Genomic DNA, 15,240 nt, shown 5'->3' with positions numbered 1-15,240 from the left:
GTAACAAACGGGATTTAAATCTCGCTTTTAATAATAAAATCAGAGATTATTTGGTAAATCGATTGCCAATCAGGCAGTTGTTTAAGATAGTTCAAATGCTTTTCCATCGTTTCTGAATCATTTCTCTTCGCCGGACCGGTCTGAACGGATTTTGGATCGTGTTGCTGCACCTTTTTTGCCGTTTCGGCAATGATCGGACGGATCAAGTTAACAGGTAGATTTTGCTTGGCAAGTAGCTCGAAAGCAATGCGATACATAGCATTGGAAAAGTTGTTCGCGAAAACAGCGGACAAATGCAGAGCAAGCCTTTGCTCGCTATTTGCCTGAAAGGATTTCGGTGCTAAAGGTTGCATCAGTGCCAACAATTTTTGGTAGTTAGCTTCTTGGTTGGCTTCGATCGCGAAAGGAATTTCCGACAAATCGGCCTCAACATGTTTGGAAAGGCTTTGTGGCGGATAAATAACGCCATAATGCGCAAAGCGATCCAGCAAGGCCACCGATGTAGCGCCGGAAGTGTGAACAACAATGCCTGATAAGGATTTTGGCAATGCTTCCACCACCGCAGAAATCGCCTGATCGCTAACCGCCAATACATATAGATCAGCGTCCGTTTTTAAGGCAGAAAGATCATCAATCCGTTCCGATTCGACGTCCTTCGCCAATATTTCGGCGTTCTCGCGGTTTCGACTGTAAACTTGCGCGATGCGATGACCGGCTCCATAAAAAGCTTTACCCAAATGATGGGCGATATTTCCGCTTCCTATGATTGTGATTTGCATAGTTAAGCGGCGCGAAGCGAACGATTATCTTTCCAACGACGATAGATTGCCATTAAGAATCCGATCGTCATCACGATCGTTCCACACCAAAAGAAATTGATGTATGGGAATTTGATCGCTTTAAATACCACCCATTTTTTCTCCGGCAACGGTTTTTGATAAACCATAATCTCCAACTTATCCGCTTGCGGTTTAATATTTGAGAAACGGAAACGCAAACCTTGTTCATTCACATCTTTATGGAAATCGAATGCGTTTCCATCTTTGATCAAGAACAATGGTTCTGCTTTAAATCCTTTGCCGTCGGATGCGACTACGCGAATTTGCAATCCAAACACAATATCATTTTCACCTTTTGGAATATTCTCGATCTTCGCATCTCGATTGATATTCTCGATGATGAAAAATCCATTTCTATAACGCAGCGTATCACCCAGATTTACTTCGTAGGTAGCTGGTTCATCGTAATCTTCGAAGCCTGATTTTTCTTCACCTTGCTTTACCTCGTTATTGAAAGTTTCCGATGCAGCCGCGGTGATTAGCGTATAAATGTCGTGGGTTATATGATGTTTCGTGGACGGTGTTCCTACTAAACCGCCCATTTGCGGGTTGTTCTGGGCGAATGGCATAAACATAAATTCATCCTTTACTTTTCCGGTTTCTTCATCAATATTTTCATATTTGATCTTGTAGAAAACGTTTGGTGCCGAAATACTGTCTCCAATGTACGTCAAGCGATAATCGCCCATCTGCACTGGTTCATCTTGTGTCAGGAATAGATTTTCGCCCGGTTTTTCAATTTGGTCAAAACCTGCAACAGCAATATATCCGCTGTTGTTTAAGGAAATCACCTCGCTGGTAGCCGCGGCAACTAAGGCGCCAATCAGCAGTAATCCGAATCCGATATGAGAAACCGCTGAACCAGCCAAACGCCATTTACCTTTAAAACTATCCCACAATACTCTACCATTGGCAATGATACAGAAAACAGCGCCGAAAGTGATCAAAATGTACATCACGTTTGTGTACACTTTCGTGATATAAATGATTGCTGCTGATAATAGCAATGTAATTCCCAACATCAGCAAAGTGGTAAACCAAAATTTCTTGGAATCGCTGCGTTTGTATTTTAAGAATTGCGTAAATCCGGTAACCAACATAATGACTACCGCAAAAGCTCCTTGCCATTTGTTGTAATGTGGAATTGGATCGATCGGAGGAGCGACTTTGGTACCGAAAATAGCATTGAATACTGGAATGGAAGTCGTTGCAATAATCTGAATACAAGCTACAGTAAGCACCAATGCGCCAATGAATAACCAAAATTCACGCGAATAAATATCTTCTTCTTTTTGCGTGGTAGGTAGTTCTTTTCTTCTCCAGATAAGTAATCCAACCATCACAGCAAAGAATACCGCATTGAAAATGATCAACTGTCCGGACATGCCTAAACTCGTGAATGAGTGCACGGAAGTTTCTCCCAAAATACCGCTTCGCGTTAAATACGATGCATAAATCACCAGCACAAAGCTGATTAATGCCAAGAAGGTAGCAGTAAAGTAAGCGTGGCCAGAATTTTTAAACGCAATCATCACGTGCACCGCCGCGATCAAAGTAAACCAAGGGATAATCGAAACATTTTCCACAGGATCCCAAGCCCAGAATCCACCAAAATTTAATGCTTCATAAGCCCAAAATGAACCCATAATAATTCCGGCTCCCAAGATCATCACCGCAAAAAGTGCCCACGGTAATCCCGGAGCTATCCATGCTGCATATCGACGTTGCCATAATCCAGCGCCCGCGAATGCGAATGGAACGATCATGGAAGCAAAGCCTAAAAATAAGGTAGGAGGGTGGATTACCATCCAATAGTTTTGTAACAGCGGGTTCAATCCACGGCCATCCTGAATCATTGACAGGTAATTCGGATCGCTAAGGATTGGCCAATTCATCGCATCGCGCAATAGAATAAACGGCGAACTACCAATGCGTGTACCCAAAACTTCAACACCAATCAACATGGACGCAAGAAATGCCTGACAAAGCATAACAAAGGTCATGACCGGGCTTTCCCAAGATTTTGCCGTAGCTATTAAAACCACGCTAAGCACACATTGCCAAAACATCCAAAGCGAAAAACTGCCTTCTTGACCTTCCCAAAAAGAGGAGATGATGTAATGTGTCGGTAACGATTTCGATGAGTGCGCGTATGCGTAATGGTATTCGAAAAGGTGGTTGTAGATGACGTAAAATAAGATTGACCCGATGATAACAACGGAAATCATATTTACCCAAAAACCAATGCGAGCGATAGTTTTCCAAGAAGTTATTTCAGGCTGTTTGGCAGCGAAAAAGTAGGCAACACTCGAAAGTAAGGCCGCGCCGAAAGCTAAAATAACGAAGAATTGGCCGATCTGACCCGGCAGTAAGTTTTCACCAATATAATTGATATCCATATATGCAGATTGCGCGCGAGCGAATTATTGTATTTTGTTGTTGTATGCAGATTTTACTTCTGTAACTTCCATTTGATCCTGATTGTACTTTGAAGGACATTTCATCAGGATTTTCGATGCATGAAATACACCGCCTTGCATTTTTCCGGTCAAAACAATTTGTTCTGAACGCTCGATGTCTTGTGGCTTAGCACCATTGAAAATGACCTCGCACTCCGTACTATCGTTATCGTACATGAAGAAAGAGAAACGATTGGCATCCTTCACTGGATCATAATCCAAATCTTTTTGCTTGTTTAAAACGCCAACAACATACAGTTCCGTCTGTTTTTCCTTTGCTTCCGTAAAGGTAGAATAGGTGCTGGAATCTGTATAGATGACTAAGATCATGGCAATCGCTACCGCGATGATACCAATCAGTAAAATGGAACTCTTCTTCATGTGCTCTTCACTTTTCGAATTGCAAAATTACGAATAAAGCATGGAAGGAATGAATTTTACAAATCCGCTTAATTATTTAGAAATATTCTAAAGATGACTGAACTTGTTTTGTATCAATGATGTCTAGAGATTTACTCGGCAATATTCGTTGCGTCTGCCTTCAGTTTCGTAAATTTTGCCACCAACATGGCCGCAACGGTATCTCCTGTAGCATTCAAAACCGTTGCCAAAGGATCGACCAATGCGCCGATGATCAAAACGGCAGGAACTGCTTCGTTAGGAATGTTATACATGGAAATCATCAATAGCTCGCCGATAAAGCCTCCGTTAGGAATTCCTCCGGCAACCATACTGACGATCACCGTAATGCCGACAGCCAAAATGAGTGTTTCTAACTGGAAAAAATCCCAGCCCAAAATCGCAAATGCTACATAGATTTTTAGGATGGAAGAAATGGCCGAACCATTTTTGTAGAGCGTGTTTCCTAAGGGAATTACCACGTTGGCAATCATATCCGGAATTCCAATTTTGCGTGCTGCCGCCATGTTTGCGGGCATCGTGGCTAAACTGCTACACGAACCGATGGCGGTTAAGCTGGGCGTGATATTGTTTTTCCAAAATGCTTTTATGCCGCGAAATCCATCGGCAATGAATGCATATAGGCTGAAAAAAGTCAGAAAAAAGATAAACCCGAAAATGTAATAGAATCCTAAAGGTTTTGCATAAAAACCGAATAATTCCGGACCTAAAGTATGCACTTGATGAGCGAAATAAGCACCCAAGCCGATAGGACCGGCTTTCATAATCAACGCCAAGAACTGCTGCATGACGACGTTCCCGGCATTTAAAATATTCAAAAATGGTTTTCCGGCTTCGCCAGATTGACGAACGGCCATGCCAAACAACACGGAAAATAGCACGAACGCCAGAATATTTTGTCGCGATAGCAGTTCATTGAATTCTCCAACGCTTAAAAAATGAACAATCTTTTCTTCCCAAGATTCACCGGAATCATCCGTCAACATCGTCGATACAGCATTGCTTTCCGATACCGCCGAAACAGGGAAGAGCCAAAGTCCGGCGATCGTCGCAACCGCCGCGATGCAAATCGTTACGACAAAAACGACCACCATCGTTCCAACGATTTTTCCAAGATGGCCACTTTGCTGTATGGAACCGATCGAACTCGTAATAGCGAAAAGCAACAAAGGTATTACCGCGACGAAAAGTAAGTTGAGGAAAATCTCGCCGATTGGTTTTAAGTAAGAAACCATGTTTGGAGCAACAAGCGCGATCAAACTCCCGGTGGTGATACCAACCAAAAGCAGAATGATGTTGCTATAATTTTTTAATAGCTCGCGCATGCTCTAAGTTAGAAGTTTTTAGCAAAAAGCGGAGCATGCTAAAGATTTGCATCTTAATTGTAATTTTGGAGTTATGGAAAAAGCGCATTTTGTCGTTACCGGCGACGGATCAAAAACGTTGTATCAGCCTGCTGTGGGCGAGCATTATCATTCCAAACATGGCGCACGTCAGGAAAGTGAACATGTGTTTTTGGGACAAGGTTTGCAGCATTTTTTGTCGCAAAATCCGGCGAAAAAATCGGTTTCCATTTTGGAAGTAGGTTTTGGAACGGGATTAAACTTTCTGCTGACTGCTGATTTCGTTAGTAAGGAAACTTTGAGTTTGAAATATTGTGGTGTGGAAGCAAATCCGCTGCCGCTGGAGGTAATCCAGCAAATGGGATATGACCAATTTGTAGAGCCCGCGGTTTGGGATCCGTTTATCCAACAATATCCAACAGCCTTGAAAGAATCGGTGAATTTAAATGCGCAAGTTGAGTTAACGATCGCGCATGAGAAGATTTTAGACTTTTCATCAACGGACGGCTTTGACGTAGTTTACTTTGATGCGTTTGCGGCCATTCATCAACCAGAAATGTGGACAGACGATGTGCTTACACATGTTGCTAACCAAATGAACGTCGGCGGTGTGTTTGTGACTTACGCTATTACTGGAAACTTGAAACGCAGTATGAAAGCTTTGGGTTTTTCGATCGAAAAGGCTCCTGGAGCGCCAGGCAAGCGAGAAATGCTTCGAGCAACGAAGTTATAGCTGAATAACAAAAGCCATCCCGAAAGGAATGGCTTTTGATTTTCTTCTGCGTAGCAGAAATGTATTAGTGGCTTTCTGTGCCATCCGCTCCGTGCGCATGACCATGAGATAGCTCTTCTTCCGTAGCTGGACGAACGTTCAAAATTTCGATATCGAAGTTCAATTTCTTTCCAGCCATTGGGTGATTTAAATCCGCAACAACAGCTTCCGGAGTTACTTCCATAACAACCGCGCGGAATTGGTTTCCTTGATTATCTTGCAATGGTAATACTTCGCCAACTGGAGGTAAACCCATTTCGCCGAACATATCCGCAGGCAATTGTGCAATTGCTTTTTCATCGCGTTCGCCGTAAGCATCTACTGCTGTCAATTCGAAAGATGTTTTATCGCCTTCGTTCAAGCCTGTGATGTTTTCCTCAAATTTAGGAAGCATCATACCTACGCCATGTAAAAATGTTAACGGGTTTTCTGAGGTAGTTTGTTCTACAAACGTTTTTTCACCGTTTTCTTCTACGGTATGAAGGGTGTAGTTTAACGTGACAACGTTGTTGTTTTCTACTGCCATTTTTTTGTTTTTAGGAGATGTTTTTTGTAACGTCTCGTTATTGATTTATTAATTCTAGCAAAGATTCTATGGAATTTTGCGGAAGACTACAGGTCTTATTACGACAAAGGTAGGCTTTTGATTCCAAACCCTGTCTATTCGTTAACAAGGGAAGACTGCTTTTTGTTCCGCCGAGTGTAATTTTATTGGGAATGTAATGTTTATCCAGTTCTGAACGCCACGATTCTGCCTTTTCTCCAGTTAAAGCGATTTCATTTGTACCAAACACCAATTCTGAAAGCTGGATTGCCCAGTTGGAATAAGCCGATCCATACTTTTTGATATGTGGGAATACGTTGGAAAACAATTGCTCCGCCACGTCAATCCAGTTTTGTTGATCATACAATACACCTAAGCGGAAAAGCTGACGTACCATCGTGGAGGCCGACCCGGGAATAACGTTATCCATGATTTCGCTTTTTCGCGCAATCAATTCCTCGCTGTCGGAACTGGTATAATATAAGGTGTGTTGCTCATTGTCGTAGAAAAGCTCTAGCGCCCGCTTGGTCAGATTGGCCGCGTAGCTCAACCAGGATTCGTCAAATGTAGCTTCGTAAAGCGACGAGAATGCTTCGATAGTAAACGCATAATCATCTAAAAACCCTTTAATCTCGCGGTTGTTATCAGCAGGCTGATGCAATAACGAACCATTTGAGCTGGTAGCGTGACGCTGAATGAAGTGAGCAATATCGATCGCTTGTTCTAAATATGCTGCTTTCGCGAATGTTCGATAAGCATCGATCAGTCCTTTCATCAATAGCGCGTTCCACGTGACAATTTGTTTGTCGTCCAATCCTGGTCGTACACGATTCTCGCGATAATCGTATAGCTTTTCTTTGATTTCGCGGAGATATTGATCCCATTCGTCTTGGTCAAATCCCGCTTCGCGAATCAAAGATTCATCATCCTTGCTAACGAAGAGCACATTGGTTGATTCTTCCGTCCAATTGCCTTTTTCGGTGATATTAAAATAGGCTCGAAAAAGTTCAGCATCGTCTCCGAGCAGATCAAACTCTTCGTATTGGAAGGTATAATATTTGCCTTCCACACCTTCGCTGTCCGCATCTAGTGCGCTATAAAATCCACCGTTCGGGGCTTTCATTTCTCGGATCAGCCACGCGATTGTTTCTTCCACAACGCGTTTGTACAATGGATTAGGCTTCTGCTGATATGCTTCACTATATAAACTAATTAATTGCGCGTTGTCGTACAGCATTTTCTCGAAATGCGGCACGTGCCAACGATTATCGACCGAATAACGTGCGAATCCTCCGCCGACGTGATCATAAATGCCGCCATCGGCAATTTTTTCCAACGTAAAATGCACGTGATCAACCAAATCTTGGTTTTTCGATAATACGCCATAGCGTAGGAAGAACAACCAGTTGTTTGGCAAGGGAAACTTCGGTGCACGATTGTATCCGCCCAGCTCATCATCAAAAGTTTGTTGCCAAGGTTTCACGATTTCTTCTAAATCTGCTGCGGTATATTGTTCAGGAATAGGATTGATGGGCAATTGTTCCGCCTGACGAATGCCTGAAGTCAAGCGTTCCGCGTATTCAATAGCAACTTTTGGCGTATCTTCCCACATTTTTGCAATTTGCAACAATGTATTCTGCCAATCTTGTGGTTTGAAATAGGTTCCGCCGTAAATGGGTCGTCCATCCGGTAAGCAAACTACATTTAGTGGCCAACCGCCTGCGTTCGTCATCAATTGCACCGCGATCATGTAAATCTGATCAATGTCCGGACGTTCTTCTCGATCGACCTTAATTGATACATAGAATTTGTTCATGGTTTGCGCAATCGCATCGTTTTCAAAACTCTGCTTTTCCATCACGTGGCACCAATGACAAGCCGAATATCCAATGCTGACGATTAATAGCTTGTTTTCTGCCTTCGCTTTTTCTAATGCTTCCGGCGACCAAGGAAACCAGTCAACAGGATTATGCGCGTGCTGTTTAAGATAGGGCGAAGTTTCATGGAGCAATTGGTTGGACATAGCTAAAAAGTTTTATTCGAAGACGTGTTGAAGCGTTGCAGTTTGTTCGGAAAGTTCGGCGAAAGTGAATTTCTCATCCAGTATAAGATGGGCGGCGTTAGCCGTTTTTAAATCGACATGTTGATCGGTTAAGTAATTCACTAACATAGATAATCCGGGGTTGTGTCCGAAAATAAACACCGTTTCTACTTCATCGGGCACGCGATTGATGACCTTCAAAATATCTAAGTGATATGCCTCGTAAATTTCAATTTCTCGCTGGATACGATCGGAAGGGAATTCGAAAACCTTTGCAACAAGTTCCGCTGTTTGAATCGCTCTATTTGCGGTGGATGAAATTAATTTCACCCTGCTGTTCGCTTCGCGGATCGCTGCTTTTTCACGATCATCGAAGCTATTCCACAATGCTTTGCCAATTTGCTTGGCATCCTCCTGACCGCGATTGACCAAATTGCGATCGAAATCGCGCTTCGTAAAATCTGGATCTTCGGCTTTGCCGTGACGCATAATGTACAGTTGCCTCATAACGTTTTATTTTAGGGAAGAAATGAAGGTTTTTATGTTTTCTGTCTGCGAACCTTCTTGCCCTAAAACGCGAACAAAAGCCGTTCCGACAATTGCACCATTCGCATAATCGGTGGCTTTTTGATGTGTTTCCTTATTGGAAATACCGAAACCAATGACCAAAGGTGAGTTCAGGTTCATGTCTTTTATTCGTTTGAAATAGGCTTCAGACTGCTCTTGAACCTGTAATTGCTTTCCAGTTGTCGCGTTGGAGCTTAACAGGTAAATGAAGCTTGTGCTTAATGCATCAATTTTGCGAATTCTCTCCTCCGAAGTTTGCGGAGTAACTAAAAATACATTGCTGATACCGTATTTTTCGAATATCGGTTGATACATTTCTTCGTATTCGTATAACGGCAAGTCGGGAATAATTGTGCCATCTACGCCAACTTCTTGGCAAGCCGCACAGAATTTTTCTACGCCATATTGCAAAATTGTGTTGAAATAACCCATCAAAAAAACGGGAATTTTGACGCGCGCTCGCAAGCCTTTAAGTTGCTCAAATAATAGCGAAAGCGACATGCCATTTTTAAGCGCTTCTTCGGAGCTATGTTGAATTACTGGGCCATCGGCAACCGGATCCGAATAAGGAATGCCAATTTCTAAAAAATCTACACCGTTCTTTTCCAGCTGTTCTGCAATGTCCAACGTTGCATCCAATTTTGGATATCCGGCCGTGTAATAAATTGATAGCAGGCGATTGCCTCGAAGTACCGTTTGAGTTTGTTCTAATGTTCGCATCCTATTCTAAAAGCCAAAGTATTTCATGTAATTATCCAAATCCTTATCACCGCGCCCCGATAAACAAACGACGACCGTTTCGTCGCCTTTGAATTTCATTTTCTCCAAATGAGCTAGTGCATGGGCGCTTTCTATCGCCGGAATAATGCCTTCGAGTTTCGTTAAGCGCAAGCCGGCCTCCATTGCTTCGTCGTCAGTCGCACTTACAAAAGTTCCGCGTCCACTTTGAAAAAGCCAAGCATGTTGTGGTCCGATGCCCGGATAATCCAATCCTGCGGAAATCGAATAAGGTTCTATAACTTGTCCATCTTCCGTTTGCATCAAAATAGATCGGCTACCATGCAAAACGCCTTCACGGCCTAAGGCTGTTGTCGCCGCTGATTCGCCGGAATTTACACCGTGTCCTGCCGCTTCTACCGCGATAATATTTACCGCTTCATCATCCAAAAAATGATAAAACATGCCGGCAGCATTCGAACCACCACCAACGCAAGCGATCACATGATCCGCATGCGCACTACCAGTTTGCTCTAGCAATTGCTTCCGTGTTTCTTCGGAAATGATGGATTGAAATCGCGCTACCATATCGGGATATGGATGCGGACCAACCACCGAACCAATGATGTAATGTGTATCTACCGGATTGTTGATCCAGTCGCGCAGCGCTTCATTGGTCGCATCTTTTAAGGTTTTGCTGCCTGATTGAGCAGGAATGACAGTTGCACCCATCATTTTCATACGCGCCACATTTGGCGCTTGTCGCGCCATATCAATCTCGCCCATGTAAACAACGCATTCCATGCCTTTCAGCGCACAAACGGTTGCTGTCGCCACGCCATGTTGTCCGGCTCCGGTTTCCGCAATGATGCGCTTTTTACCCAATCGCTCCGCTAACAGGATTTGTCCGATCGTATTGTTGATTTTATGCGCTCCGGTATGATTAAGATCTTCGCGTTTGAGATAGATCTTTGCGCCGTAGCGTTCGGAAAGTCTGTTTGCTAGATATAATGGAGAAGGTCTACCTACGTAATCTTTCAGTAATTGTTCAAAATCCTTCTTGAAACTTGGATCTTGCATAATTTCCAAATATTGCTTTTGCAGTTCCTCTACATTTGGGTAAAGCATTTCCGGAATGTAGGCACCACCGAATGGCCCGTAATATCCGCGATGATCAACCTGATATTTACTCATGATGTATGATTTTGAGTGCTTCTTTTACTGAATTTATATTTTTTAAGCCAGGTTCGATTTCAAGTTTTGAGTTTAAATCTACGCCGACTAATCTATTGTCTTTTATTTTCAATACTTCCGATAAGTTGTGCAAGCCGATACCTCCACTTAATAGGTATGGCGTTGTCCCAAAGTAGTTATTGAGTAATGACCAGTCAAATCCTTTTCCGCTGCCGCCATGTTGTGGCGTTTTTGTGTCAAACAAAAAAACGTCAACTACATCCTCGTAAGCTTCCAGTTCTTTGAAATCAAATTTTTCATCCACGCCAAATGCTTTCCAAATGTTTACATTTTGTCCTTTGAGCGCTTTGCAAAATTCCGGTGTTTCTCGGCCATGTAATTGTATCACGTCTAAACCGAACTTCGTTTTTATTGATAAGATGTTCTCGATGGTTTCATCCACAAACACGCCAACTTTTTTAACCGAAGAATGCTGGATCGATGCAGGATTTAAGCGGCCAGTAAAACGCGGAGATTTATCGTAGAAAATAAATCCGATGTAATCAATCGGTAGCTCCGACAACGAATGTATGTTCGTTGTTTCTTTCATGCCACAGATTTTTACAGCTAATTTCGGCTTATTATCCATTTGTCAACGTTTTCAAACTTTTTAGTGCTTTTTTGCCTAACAAGGATGATTCCGCTTCGTAATAGCAGTCGCCAAAAGTTTTCTGCGGTTCCAGCGTTTTGATAGCAAAGGCTGCATTCGTCAATACGACCTGATTTTGTGCGTCAGTTCCGCCGCCTTCTATAATTTTCTGGAAAATAGATGCAGCTTCCTGCGGATTGCTGCCGCCCTGAATTTGCTCAGCTTTAATGATATCAAACCCTAAATCAGAAACCTGATAGTAGTGTTCGCCTGCGTTATCAACCATTTTGAAATCACCTGTTAAGGATATTTCATCATATCCATCCAGCGCGTGAATAATGCTGTATTTTTTATCTGTTCCCTGATAAAGGTAGGCGTACAATCGAGCCAATTCTAAATTGAAAACACCAACCGATTGATATTCGGGATTTGCTGGATTTGTCAATGGTCCCAACATATTGAAAAACGTTTTGACGCCCAAAGCACGACGAATCGGAGCGACGGTTTTCATAGCAGGGTGGAAGAGCGGCGCATGTAGAAAACAGATGTTCGCCTTCTCCAACTGATTTTGCAAAACCGCTTGATCATTTGTAAACGTGTAACCGAGCAATTCCATGACGTTTGACGACCCACAACCAGAAGATACTCCCACGTTTCCGTGTTTGGCAACATGATAGCCTGCACCGGCAACAACGAATGATGCCAAAGTGGAGATATTAAACGTGTCCTTTCCATCACCGCCGGTTCCACACATGTCGATCAAGCGATAGCCAGGAAAATCAACTTTCAAACACAGGTCGTACATCGCGTCGCGAAAGCCTTGCAATTCTTCCACGCGGATACTGCGCATGCCGTAAGTCGTCATGAAAGCCGCAATCTGGTGCGGATCATATTTTCCGGTGGCAATATTCGTTAGGATATCGTAAGCCTGCGTTCGGTCGAACGATTTGTATTCAAATAAATGCGATAGTATTTCTTTCATCGATATATCATAAAAAAGGCTTGCCTAAAAAGGCAAGCCCACTATTTCTTTCCGTGTAATGTTAAAGACATAGGATGTTGCCACAACGTTATTCGTTGTGCCACCACCAAGTTTTAATGTTACGGGTATTTGTCATAACTCTCTGAAACAAATATTGAAAATACTTTTTAATAATCCAAGTTTATCTACAATCAATACGTCACAAAATGTGCTTTGTTACCGCCCTTGGAAACCAAAGTGAAGGAAGCTACCTTTCCGTTTTCCATATATAACGCCGTCAGTTGACGCTTGCCATGTCGCAAAAAAAACATATCCGCGGTGTTCAATCCTTCCGTATCAATGTCCGAAACATCACGCCGCGACATTTCTTGAAAAGGAATAAACTGAATATCTTGAATTCGCTTGCTCATCATATTCAGCCTAATTTCAGCCAAACTCGCCAATAAATAATCGTACATCTCATCGTCTGCATCGTGCGTAATGACGTATTTACTCAAAATAATATCCAACGCAATATCCGTGTTCGCTAAATCCCGAATAAAGGACTTGGCAACATCCATGCTGCGCATTCTATTGACGCGTACGGAATCAATTTGACGTTCTGTTCTGATTTGCTGAGCGGTATCTTGCGCATTTTTTTCGCGTTTGATGCGCATCTGAGCAAAAACCGGAATGCTGGTGACAGAAATTAAAACGGCAAGAATGAGTTTCTTCATGTTAATAAGTTTTGTGCCTTTTTGACGGCTTTATAATAAAAAGGATTAACAGAAGATTATGTTTTGCCTGCTAAAAATAACAGAAACTATATTTCTTTTAAATTAATTTTTTTAGTATTTTTAACTAACTGATTATGGTCCTTGTAGGGCGACTTTTTTTAAAAACGTTAATTGTATTATAAGGTCGATTAAAACAGTTATAGCTGCTAAATCTGTTTTTAAACAATAAACTTGATGGCAAAATTTTATAGAGCTAGACAGGATTTCAAAACATTTTCGAAAGGAATTATTCTTTCGAAAATGCTTGTAACATTGTTATTCTTTATGTCGTGTGATAAAGAAGTCGTTCCTGAACCGGAGTTTCCATTCGATGATTCTTATTTAGAAGGTAATTTTGGTCATTTCGGCGGATACTTACTAAATTCGTTACATTTTCATCACAAAATTATCGAGACAAAAGCACTGAATCCTAAGTTTCATGTTTTCGTAAGAAGTCCTGATTCAGAGTTTTTTATGGGACAGGCGAAAAACTTTAAGGTGGATGTATTTGTGCCTGATCCTAAGTCCGGAAAGTCGTTTGTCGTTTCAAATAAACAAACGGACTCCGTAGCAAACATTGTTTATACAATGGAAACGATATGGAAATCGGGAGAACAATATAATACAGTTTATCTCCCCGATCGCGATAGAATTCCTTTACATATCCAAGTTTTAAATGTGGATCAAGGTCGTTTTGTTGATCTAGCGATAAAAGGATTTCTTTACAATCAAGAAAATAATGCCGATAGTACCTTTGTTGACGTTAAGCTGCGCGCTCAACATAGGAATGACAAATAGTTGTTTTAATGACAAAAAAAGCCGCTTGATGATTTTTTCAAGCGGCTTTCAAGGTCTTAGTATTCATCTTCGTTGAAGAAGAAATCATCCTTTGTTGGATAGTCTGGCCATATCTCTTCGATATTTTCGTATGGCTCACCATCGTCTTCTAGTGCCTGTAGGTTTTCGATCACCTCAACCGGTGCACCTGAGCGAATTCCGTAGTCAATTAACTCGTCTTTCGTAGCAGGCCACGGCGCATCTTCCAAATGTGAAGCTAATTCAAGTGTCCAATACATAGTCTTCTCTGTTTAAGCTTATTACTTTTCGCAAAAGTAGCAAAATATTTATCTTATGCAAGTTTCGACGTGCGCGCTTGTCTTCGAATGTGATAATAGTCTGTTTTTTAGCTAATTATTTTTTAGACAACCACGATTCATTCATGCGGCTATACACCAAATCTTCGATGGGAGGAACTGCGGTCGGAACTTCTGCATTCGGTAAGATCGGACGAAGTACGCTTACTTTTATCACACCGGGTTTCGTGCCGAAGCGCGCGCCATCATCCCAAAATAAATCCCATGCGTTATGAATAACGATTGGTAAAATAGCCACATTGTTCTCCTGCGCTAAGCGAAAAGGTCCGGATTTAAATGGATGCAACCGCGGAGGATATTCATCGTCGATTTTTCCTTCGGGAAAAACAACCAGCGATCTTCCTTTTTGCAAAGTTTCATGTCCGCTTTTAAAAGCGCGGAACGCCGACATGCGATTGTTGCGGTCGACCGGGATATCAATGCTTCTGAAGAAAATAGCCGTCACCGGATTTTTTAATAATTCTGCTTTTCCAATAAAAGAAAAAGGCTGCGGACAAAGGTGCGTTAATACAGAAATGTCTAAAATCGAGGTATGGTTTGGGCAAAGCACATAAGGGATGGACCAATCGATCGGTTCTTCGAAATGATATTCAAAACGTATTCCGGACAATGCAGCGCTTATTTTGCTGATCCATTTCCGAAAGAATACCAATTTGTTAAAGTGCTTTTCAGGCTTTTTGGCAAGAAGCCAAAGAATTGGAAAGCATAAAGCGAAACAGCAGATTACCATAGCGAGATAAAAGATGCGATGTGCTTTTCGAAAGAATAATTGCATAATCCGATATGAGGGCGTTATTTTCAAATATAGCGGATTAAAACGAAAAT

The 15,240-nt window shown here is 42.1% G+C and carries 16 protein-coding genes; 2 read left to right on the top strand and 14 right to left on the bottom strand.

Annotated elements, in window-relative coordinates; all coding sequences use genetic code 11:
- Positions 1 to 14: 14 nt before the first annotated feature.
- From ACFSQ3_RS02585 to ACFSQ3_RS02570, 4 genes are all read right to left on the bottom strand, one after another.
- Positions 15 to 779 carry a Rossmann-like and DUF2520 domain-containing protein gene (locus ACFSQ3_RS02585; protein WP_380867224.1) on the bottom strand — a complete coding sequence of 255 codons (765 nt, stop codon included), beginning with the start codon at positions 777 to 779 and terminating at the stop codon, positions 15 to 17.
- Between the two features lie 2 nt (positions 780 to 781).
- Positions 782 to 3,238: a cytochrome c biogenesis protein CcsA gene (gene ccsA / locus ACFSQ3_RS02580; protein ID WP_380867222.1), complete on the bottom strand. Its 2,457-nt coding sequence runs from the start codon at positions 3,236 to 3,238 to the stop codon at positions 782 to 784.
- Positions 3,239 to 3,262: 24 nt separating this feature from the next.
- Positions 3,263 to 3,679 carry a cytochrome c maturation protein CcmE domain-containing protein gene (locus ACFSQ3_RS02575; RefSeq protein WP_380867221.1) on the bottom strand — a complete coding sequence of 139 codons (417 nt, stop codon included), beginning with the start codon at positions 3,677 to 3,679 and terminating at the stop codon, positions 3,263 to 3,265.
- A 131-nt stretch (positions 3,680 to 3,810) separates the two neighbouring features.
- Complete coding sequence (locus ACFSQ3_RS02570; protein WP_380867219.1) at positions 3,811 to 5,043, bottom strand: dicarboxylate/amino acid:cation symporter; 1,233 nt, start codon at positions 5,041 to 5,043, stop codon at positions 3,811 to 3,813.
- A gap of 73 nt (positions 5,044 to 5,116) precedes the next feature.
- Here ACFSQ3_RS02570 and mnmD point away from each other — a divergent pair, with 73 nt between their 5' ends.
- On the top strand, positions 5,117 to 5,794 hold the full coding sequence (gene mnmD, locus ACFSQ3_RS02565) for a tRNA (5-methylaminomethyl-2-thiouridine)(34)-methyltransferase MnmD (protein WP_380867218.1): 678 nt from the start codon (positions 5,117 to 5,119) through the stop codon (positions 5,792 to 5,794).
- A gap of 64 nt (positions 5,795 to 5,858) precedes the next feature.
- On the opposite strand, the gene ACFSQ3_RS02560 is transcribed toward mnmD, so the two are convergent.
- From ACFSQ3_RS02560 to ACFSQ3_RS02525, 8 genes are all read right to left on the bottom strand, one after another.
- Positions 5,859 to 6,359, bottom strand: a complete 501-nt coding sequence (locus ACFSQ3_RS02560; RefSeq protein ID WP_380867216.1) for an FKBP-type peptidyl-prolyl cis-trans isomerase — start codon at positions 6,357 to 6,359, stop codon at positions 5,859 to 5,861.
- 37 nt (positions 6,360 to 6,396) lie between these two features.
- Entirely contained in the window at positions 6,397 to 8,400 is a 2,004-nt protein-coding gene (locus ACFSQ3_RS02555; RefSeq protein ID WP_380867215.1) for a thioredoxin domain-containing protein, read from the bottom strand.
- 12 nt (positions 8,401 to 8,412) lie between these two features.
- Positions 8,413 to 8,925, bottom strand: coding sequence for a SixA phosphatase family protein (locus ACFSQ3_RS02550; protein WP_380867214.1), 513 nt, complete (start codon positions 8,923 to 8,925; stop codon positions 8,413 to 8,415).
- 6 nt (positions 8,926 to 8,931) lie between these two features.
- Positions 8,932 to 9,705, bottom strand: a complete 774-nt coding sequence (gene trpA / locus ACFSQ3_RS02545) for a tryptophan synthase subunit alpha (RefSeq protein WP_380867212.1) — start codon at positions 9,703 to 9,705, stop codon at positions 8,932 to 8,934.
- A 6-nt stretch (positions 9,706 to 9,711) separates the two neighbouring features.
- The gene (trpB, locus tag ACFSQ3_RS02540; RefSeq protein WP_380867210.1) at positions 9,712 to 10,896 is read right to left on the bottom strand and encodes a tryptophan synthase subunit beta; all 1,185 of its coding nucleotides are present in this window, start codon (positions 10,894 to 10,896) and stop codon (positions 9,712 to 9,714) included.
- Positions 10,889 to 11,524, bottom strand: coding sequence for a phosphoribosylanthranilate isomerase (locus tag ACFSQ3_RS02535; RefSeq protein WP_380867208.1), 636 nt, complete (start codon positions 11,522 to 11,524; stop codon positions 10,889 to 10,891). The genes trpB and ACFSQ3_RS02535 overlap by 8 nt, the downstream gene beginning before the upstream one ends.
- Positions 11,517 to 12,506: an anthranilate phosphoribosyltransferase gene (trpD, locus tag ACFSQ3_RS02530; protein WP_380867206.1), complete on the bottom strand. Its 990-nt coding sequence runs from the start codon at positions 12,504 to 12,506 to the stop codon at positions 11,517 to 11,519. Before trpD ends, ACFSQ3_RS02535 begins: the two co-directional genes overlap by 8 nt.
- A 191-nt stretch (positions 12,507 to 12,697) precedes the next feature.
- Positions 12,698 to 13,222 carry a hypothetical protein gene (locus tag ACFSQ3_RS02525; protein ID WP_380867204.1) on the bottom strand — a complete coding sequence of 175 codons (525 nt, stop codon included), beginning with the start codon at positions 13,220 to 13,222 and terminating at the stop codon, positions 12,698 to 12,700.
- A gap of 234 nt (positions 13,223 to 13,456) precedes the next feature.
- Here ACFSQ3_RS02525 and ACFSQ3_RS02520 point away from each other — a divergent pair, with 234 nt between their 5' ends.
- Positions 13,457 to 14,059: a hypothetical protein gene (locus tag ACFSQ3_RS02520; protein ID WP_380867202.1), complete on the top strand. Its 603-nt coding sequence runs from the start codon at positions 13,457 to 13,459 to the stop codon at positions 14,057 to 14,059.
- Positions 14,060 to 14,115: 56 nt separating this feature from the next.
- Here ACFSQ3_RS02520 and ACFSQ3_RS02515 read toward each other — a convergent pair whose 3' ends face one another.
- Positions 14,116 to 14,337, bottom strand: a complete 222-nt coding sequence (locus ACFSQ3_RS02515) for a DUF2795 domain-containing protein (RefSeq protein WP_017258669.1) — start codon at positions 14,335 to 14,337, stop codon at positions 14,116 to 14,118.
- A 115-nt stretch (positions 14,338 to 14,452) separates the two neighbouring features.
- Positions 14,453 to 15,190: a lysophospholipid acyltransferase family protein gene (locus tag ACFSQ3_RS02510; RefSeq protein WP_380867201.1), complete on the bottom strand. Its 738-nt coding sequence runs from the start codon at positions 15,188 to 15,190 to the stop codon at positions 14,453 to 14,455.
- Between the last annotated feature and the right edge of the window lie 50 nt (positions 15,191 to 15,240).

Source organism: Sphingobacterium corticis (genome assembly GCF_042684745.1).
GTDB lineage: Bacteria > Bacteroidota > Bacteroidia > Sphingobacteriales > Sphingobacteriaceae > Sphingobacterium > Sphingobacterium corticis.
Note: the sequence above shows the minus strand (reverse complement) of the source record. Positions and strands in the feature narration are given on the sequence as shown.

What these genes read in the sequence shown, in the direction of transcription:
- trpD (WP_380867206.1), bottom strand. Translation starts at nt 12,506, where the DNA reads ATGAAAGAAATACTATCGCATTTATTTGAATACAAATCGTTCGACCGA.
- trpB (WP_380867210.1), bottom strand. Translation starts at nt 10,896, where the DNA reads ATGAGTAAATATCAGGTTGATCATCGCGGATATTACGGGCCATTCGGT.
- ACFSQ3_RS02520 (WP_380867202.1), top strand. Translation starts at nt 13,457, where the DNA reads ATGGCAAAATTTTATAGAGCTAGACAGGATTTCAAAACATTTTCGAAA.
- ACFSQ3_RS02570 (WP_380867219.1), bottom strand. Translation starts at nt 5,043, where the DNA reads ATGCGCGAGCTATTAAAAAATTATAGCAACATCATTCTGCTTTTGGTT.
- ACFSQ3_RS02555 (WP_380867215.1), bottom strand. Translation starts at nt 8,400, where the DNA reads ATGTCCAACCAATTGCTCCATGAAACTTCGCCCTATCTTAAACAGCAC.
- ACFSQ3_RS02550 (WP_380867214.1), bottom strand. Translation starts at nt 8,925, where the DNA reads ATGAGGCAACTGTACATTATGCGTCACGGCAAAGCCGAAGATCCAGAT.
- ACFSQ3_RS02510 (WP_380867201.1), bottom strand. Translation starts at nt 15,190, where the DNA reads ATGCAATTATTCTTTCGAAAAGCACATCGCATCTTTTATCTCGCTATG.
- ACFSQ3_RS02535 (WP_380867208.1), bottom strand. Translation starts at nt 11,524, where the DNA reads ATGGATAATAAGCCGAAATTAGCTGTAAAAATCTGTGGCATGAAAGAA.
- mnmD (WP_380867218.1), top strand. Translation starts at nt 5,117, where the DNA reads ATGGAAAAAGCGCATTTTGTCGTTACCGGCGACGGATCAAAAACGTTG.
- trpA (WP_380867212.1), bottom strand. Translation starts at nt 9,705, where the DNA reads ATGCGAACATTAGAACAAACTCAAACGGTACTTCGAGGCAATCGCCTG.
- ACFSQ3_RS02585 (WP_380867224.1), bottom strand. Translation starts at nt 779, where the DNA reads ATGCAAATCACAATCATAGGAAGCGGAAATATCGCCCATCATTTGGGT.
- ACFSQ3_RS02525 (WP_380867204.1), bottom strand. Translation starts at nt 13,222, where the DNA reads ATGAAGAAACTCATTCTTGCCGTTTTAATTTCTGTCACCAGCATTCCG.
- ACFSQ3_RS02575 (WP_380867221.1), bottom strand. Translation starts at nt 3,679, where the DNA reads ATGAAGAAGAGTTCCATTTTACTGATTGGTATCATCGCGGTAGCGATT.
- ACFSQ3_RS02560 (WP_380867216.1), bottom strand. Translation starts at nt 6,359, where the DNA reads ATGGCAGTAGAAAACAACAACGTTGTCACGTTAAACTACACCCTTCAT.
- ACFSQ3_RS02515 (WP_017258669.1), bottom strand. Translation starts at nt 14,337, where the DNA reads ATGTATTGGACACTTGAATTAGCTTCACATTTGGAAGATGCGCCGTGG.
- ccsA (WP_380867222.1), bottom strand. Translation starts at nt 3,238, where the DNA reads ATGGATATCAATTATATTGGTGAAAACTTACTGCCGGGTCAGATCGGC.